At 74.2% G+C, this 9,606-nt stretch carries 10 protein-coding genes; 5 read left to right on the forward strand and 5 right to left on the reverse strand.

Annotated elements, in window-relative coordinates; translation table 11 throughout:
* Position 1: 1 nt before the first annotated feature.
* Positions 2-1,219 (forward strand): MFS transporter, encoded by a 1,218-nt coding sequence (locus tag ACOV8S_RS23570; RefSeq protein ID WP_448320059.1) that lies wholly within the window; start codon positions 2-4, stop codon positions 1,217-1,219.
* Between the two features lie 83 nt (positions 1,220-1,302).
* Here ACOV8S_RS23570 and ACOV8S_RS23575 read toward each other — a convergent pair whose 3' ends face one another.
* Positions 1,303-1,638: a glyoxalase superfamily protein gene (locus tag ACOV8S_RS23575; RefSeq protein WP_448320060.1), complete on the reverse strand. Its 336-nt coding sequence runs from the start codon at positions 1,636-1,638 to the stop codon at positions 1,303-1,305.
* A 187-nt stretch (positions 1,639-1,825) separates the two neighbouring features.
* Here ACOV8S_RS23575 and ACOV8S_RS23580 point away from each other — a divergent pair, with 187 nt between their 5' ends.
* The gene (locus ACOV8S_RS23580) at positions 1,826-2,134 is read left to right on the forward strand and encodes a hypothetical protein (protein WP_448320061.1); all 309 of its coding nucleotides are present in this window, start codon (positions 1,826-1,828) and stop codon (positions 2,132-2,134) included.
* 78 nt (positions 2,135-2,212) lie between these two features.
* Here the strand turns inward: ACOV8S_RS23580 and ACOV8S_RS23585 are convergent, their stop codons facing one another.
* Genes ACOV8S_RS23585 through ACOV8S_RS23595 form a run of 3 tightly spaced genes read right to left on the reverse strand, consistent with a single transcriptional unit; the run spans position 2,213 to position 6,299 of the window.
* The gene (locus ACOV8S_RS23585; RefSeq protein ID WP_448320063.1) at positions 2,213-3,634 is read right to left on the reverse strand and encodes a mannitol dehydrogenase family protein; all 1,422 of its coding nucleotides are present in this window, start codon (positions 3,632-3,634) and stop codon (positions 2,213-2,215) included.
* On the reverse strand, positions 3,631-4,839 hold the full coding sequence (gene manD, locus ACOV8S_RS23590) for a D-mannonate dehydratase ManD (RefSeq protein ID WP_448320065.1): 1,209 nt from the start codon (positions 4,837-4,839) through the stop codon (positions 3,631-3,633). Before manD ends, ACOV8S_RS23585 begins: the two co-directional genes overlap by 4 nt.
* A gap of 38 nt (positions 4,840-4,877) precedes the next feature.
* Positions 4,878-6,299: an MFS transporter gene (locus ACOV8S_RS23595; protein WP_448320067.1), complete on the reverse strand. Its 1,422-nt coding sequence runs from the start codon at positions 6,297-6,299 to the stop codon at positions 4,878-4,880.
* A 135-nt stretch (positions 6,300-6,434) separates the two neighbouring features.
* On the opposite strand from ACOV8S_RS23595, the gene ACOV8S_RS23600 reads away from it, so the two are divergent.
* From ACOV8S_RS23600 to ACOV8S_RS23610, 3 genes are read left to right on the forward strand one after another with little or no spacing between them, the layout of a single operon-like run.
* A complete protein-coding gene (locus tag ACOV8S_RS23600) occupies positions 6,435-7,184 on the forward strand; it encodes a GntR family transcriptional regulator (RefSeq protein ID WP_448320068.1) in 750 nt (249 codons plus the stop codon).
* Positions 7,181-7,834: a bifunctional 4-hydroxy-2-oxoglutarate aldolase/2-dehydro-3-deoxy-phosphogluconate aldolase gene (locus ACOV8S_RS23605; protein ID WP_448320070.1), complete on the forward strand. Its 654-nt coding sequence runs from the start codon at positions 7,181-7,183 to the stop codon at positions 7,832-7,834. Before ACOV8S_RS23600 ends, ACOV8S_RS23605 begins: the two co-directional genes overlap by 4 nt.
* The gene (locus ACOV8S_RS23610; RefSeq protein WP_448320071.1) at positions 7,827-8,771 is read left to right on the forward strand and encodes a sugar kinase; all 945 of its coding nucleotides are present in this window, start codon (positions 7,827-7,829) and stop codon (positions 8,769-8,771) included. Before ACOV8S_RS23605 ends, ACOV8S_RS23610 begins: the two co-directional genes overlap by 8 nt.
* Before the next feature lie 123 nt (positions 8,772-8,894).
* On the opposite strand, the gene ACOV8S_RS23615 is transcribed toward ACOV8S_RS23610, so the two are convergent.
* Positions 8,895-9,590 (reverse strand): putative N-acetylmannosamine-6-phosphate 2-epimerase, encoded by a 696-nt coding sequence (locus ACOV8S_RS23615; protein ID WP_448320137.1) that lies wholly within the window; start codon positions 9,588-9,590, stop codon positions 8,895-8,897.
* Positions 9,591-9,606: the final 16 nt, after the last annotated feature.

Here is a 9,606-nt window from a genome sequence, read left to right on the forward strand (position 1 = left end):
GGTGCACCGGGACGGCAACGTCCTGCGCTGGCTCATCGCCTACACGTTCTCCGTGGTCGGCGACGCCGCCTACTTCGTGGCGCTCGGCTGGGCCGCGCAGAAGGTGGCCGGGCCGGCCCAGGTCGGCCTGGTGATGGCGGTCGGCGCGATACCCCGGGCGATCCTCATGCTCGGCGGTGGGGTGATCGCCGACCGGTTCGGCCCGCGCCTGGTGGTCATCTCCTCCGACGCGGTCCGCGCCGTGGTGATCCTCGCGGCCGCCGCAGCGCTCGCGTTCAGCACGCCCGGCCTCTGGCTGCTGGTCGCGCTCGCCCTCGTCTTCGGCGTCGTGGACGCCCTGTTCATGCCGGCGGTCGGCGCCATGCCGCCCCGGCTCACCGGCCGCGACCAGTTGATGCGGGTGCAGAGTCTGCGCAACCTGGTGCAGCGGTCCGGCCACATCGCCGGTCCGCCGCTCGCCGGGCTCTCGATGGGGCTCGGCGGCCCCGCCGGCGCCTTCGCCGTGACCGGCGTCCTCTTCGCCCTCTCGCTGTTCCTCCTGGTCGCGGTCCGGCTGGCCCCGCTGCCGCCCGAGGAACTGCCCGCCGCGGACTCCACCGTCCGCCGCGACCTGGTCGACGGCATCGTCTACCTGCGTCACGAGCCCGTCGTCGGCCCGCTCGTCCTCTCCGGGCTGCTCTCGATGATCGGCTGCATCCCGCCGATGGCGATCGGCGTCATCCTGCTCGCCGAGGAACGCGGCTGGGGCCCCTCCGGCGGCGCCTGGGTGAACGCGGCTCTCAGCGCCGGCGTCTGCACGACCTCGCTCCTGCTCGTCGTGCGCGGCCGCTTCCCCCGGGCCGGCCACTGGCACAACATCACCCTGCTCGTCGCCTCCGCCGGCATCGGACTGATCGGCGTCATGCCGAACCTCGCCCTCGCGGTCGCCGTGGCGCTCGTCTCCGGGCTGGTCTCCGGTCTCTGCGGCGGTCTGGCCATGGCCCTGATGCAGGCCAGCACCGCCCTCGCCTTCCAGGGCCGGGTCGCCGCCGTCCAGGCGCTCAGCGCGGTCGGCATCACCCCGGTGATGTTCCCGCTCTTCGGCCTCCTGGTGGAGATGTGGGGCGCCGGCCCCACCTTCCTGCTCTTCGGCTGCATCAGCATGCTCGGCGCCACGGTCTCCACCGCCTCCCACGCCGTCCGCCACGCCGACCTGGACTTCAGGAAGACCGCAGCCTGACTCCGGCTCCCGGCCGGATCTCGCGGACGCGTACCCGCTCAGCCACCGGCACAGTTTCCCTGCCACCGCGCCGCCGGCGAGTGTCATTCCGTCGGCGTGCCGATCCGAAGCCGGTTGCCGTCGGGGTCGCGCAGCTCGATCTCGCGCGCCCACGGAGCGTCCTCCGCCCGCACACCGAACTCGCGGGCGACGGCCTCGACATCACGAATGCGGAGGTAGACCAACGTGTCGGGACGGGCATCGCCTCCGTGTTCCGACAAGAACAACCGCACCCCGCCCCGGGCGACCTCCACGAACGCGGGCAGCCCCGGTTCGAAGCGGTGTTCCCACTGCCCGGTGAAGCCCAGTCGCTCGTACCAGGCGACCGCCGCCGCAGCAACGTCCTCGACGCGAAGAATGGGAATGACTTCCTCGTCCATGGCGCCATCGTCGCAGACCGCCCGGACACGTCGGCTCGCCGACCGGCGAAGTGCCCGGACGACCCCGGGTGGCCGAACTCCCCGTTGCCTGGTGACCGGGCGGTCGTTGGCCCGGTGGCGCCGGGCCGCGCAGGGCGGAGGGCGTCAGCAGCCGCAGGTCAGTGCACCAGGAGGAGTGGCCACCGTCATGAAATTCGTGCAGATCATCGACTTCGAGACCGAGCGCATCGACGAGGTGCGGCAGAGGATGAGCGAGTACGAGGAGCAGTCCCGCGCCTCGGGCCGGACCACTGCCCCCACCGCCCGCATGCTGCTCAAGGACCGGGCGAACGGCAACCGCTACCTCGCCGTCGTGGAGTTCGCGGACCACGAGACGGCCATGGCCAACAGCGACGCGCCCGAGACCGGCGAGCTGGCCCAGCAGCTCTCGGCCCTGATGACCCGGCCCCCGGTCTACACCGACTGCGACGTGGAGGAGCAGCACACCGGGAAGTGATCCGGGCCGGGTCGGCCCGTCACCACCACGTGGGTGACGGGCCGATGCACAAGGGGCCCCTGGGGACCGGCGTCGCGGTCAGAGGAGTGCCGCGGCCCCGTGGACGTCCAGCGCAGCGAGGTGTTCGCGTACCTCGGCGACGAAGTGCCGGTCCCCGGCGAGGTCCTCCGCGCCGAGGACGGCGAGGAGGGCCGGGACGGCCCGGGCGGCGGGGCCCTCCCAGGCGGCGCGCAGGCGGTCCGCCGCCGGGTCGTCGAGGCGCTCGTCCCGGGTGTGGCGGGCCCACGCCGCGACGGCGCCGGCCAGCACCGGGGCCGGGTGGCCCGCCGCGCGCAGTTCCCGCAGCGGGGCCAGCCAGCGTTCGGGCACCTTGAGGGAGCCGTCGGTGGCGATCTGCCGCAGCCGGTGGCGCATCGCCGGGTTGGCGAACCGGACCACCAGGCCGTCGACGTACCCGTCGGCGTCGAGGCCGGCCGGCAGGCTCCGGGCGACCTCGGCGGCGTAGGCGCGCAGCACCGGCTCGGCCCACGGCGCCGTCATCGCGTCGGCGACCGTCTCCCGCCCGTCGGCGAGGCCGAGGCAACTCAGCAGGGTGTGGCTGCCGTTGAGGAGCCGCAGCTTCATCACCTGGTAGGGCGCGACGTCCGGGACGAGGAGCGCCCCGGTGTCCTCCCAGCGGGGCCGGTCCGCCGCGAAGGCGTCCTGGAGGACCCACTGGGTGAACGGCTCGCCGGTGACCGCCGCCTCGTCGCGGACGCCGAGGAGCTCGCTCGCGGCGTCCCGGTCGGCGTCGGTCGTGGCCGGGACGATCCGGTCGACGACCGTGGAGGGGAAGGCGACGGCCTCGTCGATCCAGGCGAGCAGGGTGTCGCGGTCGTCCCAGCCGGACGCCTCCACGAACTCGCGGACGAGGCGGGCCACCACCTGCCCGTTGTCGGCCATGTTGTCGCAGGGCACGACGTTCAGCGGGGCCCCGCAGACCACGCGCCGGGTGCGCAGGCCGTGGGCCAGCTGACCGGGCACGCTCGCCGGGGCGGGCGCGCCTGCCAGGTCGGCGGCGACCAGCGGGTCGGCGGTGTCCAGGCCGCCGCCGGGGGCGCGGCGGTAGCCCTTCTCGGTCACCGTGAGGGTGACCACGGTGACCTGCGGGGAAGCCAGCAGGGCCCGCAGCCGGTCCGCGTCGTCGGCCGCGTGCAGGGCCTCGCGGAGCTGGCCGACCACGCGGCTGCGCGGCCCTTCGGGGGTGCGCAGGGTCAGCGAGTACAGGCCGTCCTGCGGGGCGAGCTGCTCGACCACGCCGCGCCCGCGCTGGGAGAAGCCGGCGATGCCCCACCCCCCGCCGTGCAGCGCCTCGGCCTGTTCGGTGTGGACGGCCTGGTGGGCGCGGTGGAAGGCGCCCGGGCCGAGGTGGACGACGCGCGTGCCGAGGGAGCGGGGGTCGACGAGGGGGCCGGTCCCCTTCGGCAGTCCGGCCAGCGCGCCGAGTTGCAGCCTGGTCACCAGTCGTGCACCGACCCGTCGGTACGGCGGCCCACGGGGAGGTACCTGGGGTCGTACGGGAAGCGGGCTGCGGCGTCCTCGTCGAGTTCCACGCCGAGTCCCGGGGCGTCGGACGGGTGCAGGGCGCCGTCGCGGAGCTCGTAGGTGGGGCGGAACACCTCGTGGGTGAGGGGGTCGTGCTCCATGTACTCCTGGATGCCGAAGTTGGGCACGGTGACGTCCAGGTGGACGGCGGCGGACATGCTGACCGGGGAGAGGTCGGTGGCGCCGTGCGAGCCGGTGCGGACCTGGTACAGCTCGGCCAGGTGGAAGATGCGCCGCAGGTGGGTGATGCCGCCGGCGTGGGCGACCGAGCAGCGGATGTAGTCGATCAGCCGCTCGGTGATCAGCTGCTGGCAGTCCCAGATCGAGTTGAAGACCTCGCCGACCGCGATCGGCGTGGTGGTGGCCTGCCGGATCTGCCGGAAGTTCTCCTGCAGCTCGGCGGGGCTCGGGTCCTCCATCCAGAACAGCCGCAGTTCCTCCAGCCGCGCGCCGAGCCGTCCCGCCTCGGTGGGGGTCAGCCGGTGGTGCACGTCGTGCAGCAGGTGGAAGTCGAACCCGAACTCCTCCCGGATGCGGGCGAGGTAGCGCGGCGCGAAGTCCAGGTACTTCTCGGTGTCCCAGAGCTGTTCCTCGGGAAGGGCCGCCGCGGCGGGCTCGTAGACGGCTCCCTTGCGGACGCCGTACGTGCCCGCGACGCCGGGCACGGCCGCCTGGGCGCGGATCGCGCGGTAGCCGGCCTCCTGGAACCGGGCGACGTCCTCGAGCAGTTCGCCGACGGTGGCGCCGCTCGCGTGGCCGTAGACCAGGGCTCCCTCGCGGGCCTTGCCGCCGAGGAGGTCGTACACGGGCATGCCGGCGACCTTGCCCTTGATGTCCCACAGAGCGGTGTCGACCGCGGCGATCGCCGTCATGGTGACGGGGCCGCGACGCCAGTAGGCGCCCTTGTAGAGGTACTGCCACATGTCCTCGATGCGGTCGGCGTCGCGGCCGATCAGCAGCGGGGCCAGGTGGTCGCGGAGGTAGGAGGCGACGGCGAGTTCACGGCCGTTGAGGGTGGCGTCGCCCAGCCCCGTGACCCCGTCGGAGGTGGTGAGCTTGAGGGTGACGAAGTTGCGGCCGGGCGAGGTCACGACGACCTTCGCCTCGGTGATGGTGGCCATGGAACAGCCCTTCCCGGGGAGCGTGGGAGCGTGGTGGATCAGTTGCCGGCGTGCGTGGTGACGCGTGCGGCGGTGGTGGCCGCTGGAGCGCCCGCGGCGTCCTCGCCGCGGCCCCAGTCGGCGTACTCGGCACCGCCGCGCCGGCCGGGGGCGGTCTCCGGCATGAAGTACAGGGCGACGATGCTGACCAGGATCAGCGCGGTGACGTACACGGCGACCCAGGTGAAGGATCCGTCACCGGCGATCAGCAGCGCGGCCGCCACGACGGTGAACGGGCCGCTGGCGATCATCGAACCGAACTGCCAGACCACCGAGACGCCGCTGTAGCGGGCGCGGGCCGGGAACAGCTCGGGGAAGTAGGAGGCCTGCGGCGCATAGGTGCCTGCGTGACCCAGGGCGAGGCCCGCGATCAGGAGGGCGACGATCACGGCCATGTCGCCGGTCTCGATCGCCTTGAACGCGGGGACGACCAGGACCAGGTTGAGGACCGCGGCGGCGAGGTAGACCGGCTTGCGGCCCACCTTGTCGGTGAGACGGCCGAGCAGCGGGATGGCGAGCAGTTCGCAGGCGATGGCTATCAGCACGGAGTTGAGGACCATGCCCTCGTCGACGCCGTGCTCCTTGGCGTACGTCACGAGGAAGACGGTGTAGAAGGGGAAGACCGCGGCCTCGACGAACTTGGTGAACAGGCCGCCGAACAGCTCGCGCCTGTGGTCACGGGCGAGCAGCTTGAGCGGCGCGGTCTGGTGCGTGCTCTGCTGCTCCTTGGCCTTCTGGAAGGTCTCGGACTCGTTGACCCGCAGGCGGATGAAGACGCCGACGGCGACGACCAGGATGCTGAGCAGGAACGGCACCCGCCAGCCCCAGGAGAGGAACGCCTCCTCGGAGAGCTGCGTGGTGAGCAGCGCGAACAGGCCGGTCGGGATGAGGTAGGCGGCCGGCGAGCCGAGCTGGACGAAGCTGGCGAGGAAGCCGCGCTTCCCGGGCGGGGCCGCCTCGGCGGTCAGCAGGACCGCGCCGCCCTGTTCGCCGCCGACGCCGAAGCCCTGGATCAGGCGGACCAGGACCAGGATGACGGCGGCCCACATGCCGATCTGGTCGTAGGTGGGCAGCAGGCCGACCGCGAAGGTGCCCAGGCCGGTCAGCAGCAGCGTGAAGACCAGCGCCTTCTTGCGTCCGACCCGGTCGCCGATGTGGCCCCACACCAGGCCGCCGAGGGGCCGTGCGAAGAAGCCGACGGCGTAGGTGGAGAACGCGGCGAGGGTGCCCACGGTGGGGTCGACCTCGGGGAAGAACACCTTGTTGAAGGCGAGCGCCGACGCGGTGCCGTAGATGAAGAAGTCGTAGTACTCGGCGACCGTGCCGACGACCGAGGCGCCGACGGTCCGGCGGACGTCCTTGGACGTCGCCAGCTCGGGGGACGCCGTGGCCGGGGACGCCGTGGCGGGAGTGTTGCTCATCTGCCTGCCTCCTTGCAGGGGGGCGGCCGCATGGACGGGAGGGAGCTGGGGAGAAGCGCCCGGAATGCCTGCGGCCCCTGAGTTCGTCGGCTACCATACAAGTACACCGGACAACGTCAAGAGGGGAGGCCCGGGATGGCTTCGGCGGTCAACGGGTTGCACGCGGCGCGGGCGCGGGGGCGGAACACCAGGCAGCTGGTGTACGAGCTGCTGCGGGCACGGATCGTCGGGCTGGAGCTGAGCCCCGGCGCGGCGCTCTCGGAGAACGACCTGGCCGCCGAGCTCGGCGTGAGCCGGACCCCGGTCCGCGAGAGCCTGATACTCCTCGGCGAGGAGGGCCTGGTGGACGTCTATCCGCAGCTGGGCACCTTCGTCTCCCGGATCCGGCCGCAGGCCGTGGCCTCGGCCCAGTTCGTCCGCGAGGCCCTGGAGCTGGCCGCCCTGCGCGACGGCGTGGCGCAGGCCACCGAGCGCGACGTCCTGGAGCTGCGGGCCCTGCTGGCCGGGCAGGCGGAGGCCGACCGGCGCGGCGACCCGGAGACGTTCTTCCGGCTCGACGAGGAGTTCCACGCCCGCCTCATGGCGGTCGGCGGACACGGCGACGCCTGGTCCGTGGTGGGCCACGCCAAGGCGCACCTGGACCGCGCGCGGCGGCTGTCCCTCCCCCTGGAGGACCGGATCACGCTGCTGGTGCAGCAGCACACCGACGTGGTCGACGCCCTGGAGCGGGGCGACGAGGGCGGCGCGGACAGCGCGCTCCGCGGCCACCTGCGGCAGGTGTTCGCCGACGTGGAAACCATCCGCGACCGCCATCCCGAACTGTTCGACGGCGAGGACTCCGCTCCCCCGCGCCGCCGGGCCCGTACGAAGGAGCAGCACCGATGAGCATCCCCTTGAGCCCGATCCTGCTGGAGAGCCGGGTGATCGCGGTGCTGCGCGCCGCGGACGCCTCGTACCTGCGGCCGGCGGCGGAAGCCCTGGCCGAGGAGGGGGTGCGCAGCTTCGAGGTGACGCTGACCACCGCCGGGGGCGTCGACGCGATCGCCGAGCTGACCCGCTCCCTCGGGCCCGACGTCGAGGTGGGCGCGGGCACGGTCCTCTCGGTCGAGGACCTGGACGCGGTGCTGGCGGCCGGGGCCCGGTACGTGGTCACGCCCCACACCGACCCGGAGCTGATCCGCGCGGCCGTGGAGCGGGGCGTGCCGATCGTGCCGGGCGGGCTGACGCCGACCGAGCTGCGCACCGGCTGGGCGGCCGGGGCGAGCGCGGTGAAGCTGTTCCCTGCCTCCGCGGTGGGGCCGCGCTACGTGAAGGACCTGCACGGCCCGTTCCCGGCGATGCCGGTGATCCCGTCCGGCGGCGTGGACCGGGCGAGCGCCGGCGAGTGGATCCGGGTCGGCTGCCCGGCCGTCAGCCTGGGCGGTCCGCTGCTCGGCGACGCGCTGTCCGGCGGCGCCCTCGGCGCCCTGCGGGTGCGGGCGCGCGAGGTCGTGCGGAGCGTGCGCGACGCGGCGGCGGAGGTGTCCGGTGGCTGAGGTCGTCACCCTCGGGGAGACCATGGCGCTGCTCGCGCCCGACCGGGTGGGCGCCCTGGCGCACGTGCCGGTGATGAGCCTGGGCATAGGCGGCGCGGAGAGCAACGTGGCCGTCGGCCTGCGGCGGCTCGGCGTGTCCGCGACCTGGATCGGGCGGGTCGGCGACGACCCGTTCGGGCAGCGGGTGCTGCGCGAGCTGCGCGGCGAGGGGCTGGACGTGCGGGCGGTGGTGGACGCGGGGGCGCCCACCGGGCTGATGGTCAAGGAGCGGCGCACGGCCCGCACGGCCGGGGTCTGGTACTACCGCGCCGGCAGCGCGGGGTCCCGACTCTCCCCCGCCGACGTCCCGGACGAGGTCTTCCACGACGCGCGGCTGCTGCACGTCACGGGCATCACCCCGGCGCTGTCGGCGTCGGCCGCCGGGGCGGTGCGGCACGCGGTGTCGGCGGCCCGGGAGCGAGGGCTGCTGGTCTCCTTCGACGTCAACCTCCGCACGAAGCTGTGGAGTCCGGCGCAGGCGGCGGAGGGGCTGGCCTGGCTGGTCCGGGAGGCGGACGTGGTGTTCGCCGGGCCGGAGGAGGCCGAGCTGTTCGTGGCCGCGGACGACGATCCGCTCGAGGTGGCCGCGGCGCTGTGCGCGCTGGGTCCCTCGCAGGCGGTCGTGAAGCTGGGCGCGGACGGGTGCGCGGCGGTCGCGGACGGCGAGCGGGTGCGGATGCCGGCCCTGCGGGTCGACGCGGTGGACACGGTGGGGGCGGGCGACGCCTTCGTGGCCGGTTACCTGGCCGAGCTCCTGGCGGGCCGTCCCCTGTCGGAGCGGCTGACCACGGCGTCCGCGACCGGAGCGTTCGCCTGCACGGTCCCGGGCGACTGGGAGGGCCTGCCGAGCCGCCGCGAACTGGGCCTGCTCACGGCCTCGGAGAACGTCTCCCGCTGACGTCTCCTCACCCGCACGCTCAGGGCCGGATCACGAAGGCTGCCCGGGGGGCGGAGGGGTGAACCCCCGGGCAGCCGTCGCGACCCGGTCCTGGGCGTCAGGCGTGGACGCGCGGGTCCCCGGTCACCGCGGGAGGGCCCCCGCGAACAGGCGGGTCAGGGCCGTGGGGGCGGTGATGGCGGTGCCCACGACCACGCTCGCCGCGCCGGCGGCCAGCGCCTCGGCGGCCTGGGCCGGCGTCGCGATGCGGCCCTCGGCCACCACCGGGACGTCGATCGCCGCGGCGAGTTCCGCGACGAGCGCCAGGTCGGGGGCCGTCTGCCGCGGGGAGCCCGGCACGTAGCCGGACAGGGTCGTCGAGACGAGGTCGGCGCCCTCCGCGGCAGCCTGACGCCCTTCCGCGAGGGTGGAGACGTCCGCCATGACCTGGGCCCCGGCCGCGTGCACCGCGGCGACCAGTTCGGCGAAGGTGCTGCCGTCGGGTCGCGGCCGGGCGGTCGCGTCGGCCGCGACCACGGCCGCCCCCGCCTGCACGAGGGCGAGCGCGTGGCGCACGCCCGGGGTGATGTAGACGCCCGTGTCGCCGTCCTTCCACAGCCCGATCACCGGCAGGCCGACGGCCGCGACCGTGGCGGCGACGACCTCGGGCTCGTTGACCCGTACGGCCGCCGCGCCGCCGGCCTCGGCCGCCATGGCCATCCGGACGAGGGTGCCGGTGTGACGCATCGGGTCGCCGGGCGGCGCCTGGCAGGACACGATCAGCCGTCCTCCCAGGGTGTCGGCCAGGTGCTGCTGCGGGAGCGGGGGCGGCGGGGTCATCGGGGTACTCCGGTGG

The sequence above is a fragment of the Streptomyces sp. CO7 genome (assembly GCF_053474865.1).

Coding starts and splice junctions, on each gene's coding strand:
- ACOV8S_RS23605 (WP_448320070.1), top strand. CDS start 7,181: ATGAGCATCCCCTTGAGCCCGATCCTGCTGGAGAGCCGGGTGATCGCG.
- manD (WP_448320065.1), bottom strand. CDS start 4,839: ATGGCCACCATCACCGAGGCGAAGGTCGTCGTGACCTCGCCCGGCCGC.
- ACOV8S_RS23595 (WP_448320067.1), bottom strand. CDS start 6,299: ATGAGCAACACTCCCGCCACGGCGTCCCCGGCCACGGCGTCCCCCGAG.
- ACOV8S_RS23615 (WP_448320137.1), bottom strand. CDS start 9,590: ATGACCCCGCCGCCCCCGCTCCCGCAGCAGCACCTGGCCGACACCCTG.
- ACOV8S_RS23580 (WP_448320061.1), top strand. CDS start 1,826: ATGAAATTCGTGCAGATCATCGACTTCGAGACCGAGCGCATCGACGAG.
- ACOV8S_RS23575 (WP_448320060.1), bottom strand. CDS start 1,638: ATGGACGAGGAAGTCATTCCCATTCTTCGCGTCGAGGACGTTGCTGCG.
- ACOV8S_RS23600 (WP_448320068.1), top strand. CDS start 6,435: ATGGCTTCGGCGGTCAACGGGTTGCACGCGGCGCGGGCGCGGGGGCGG.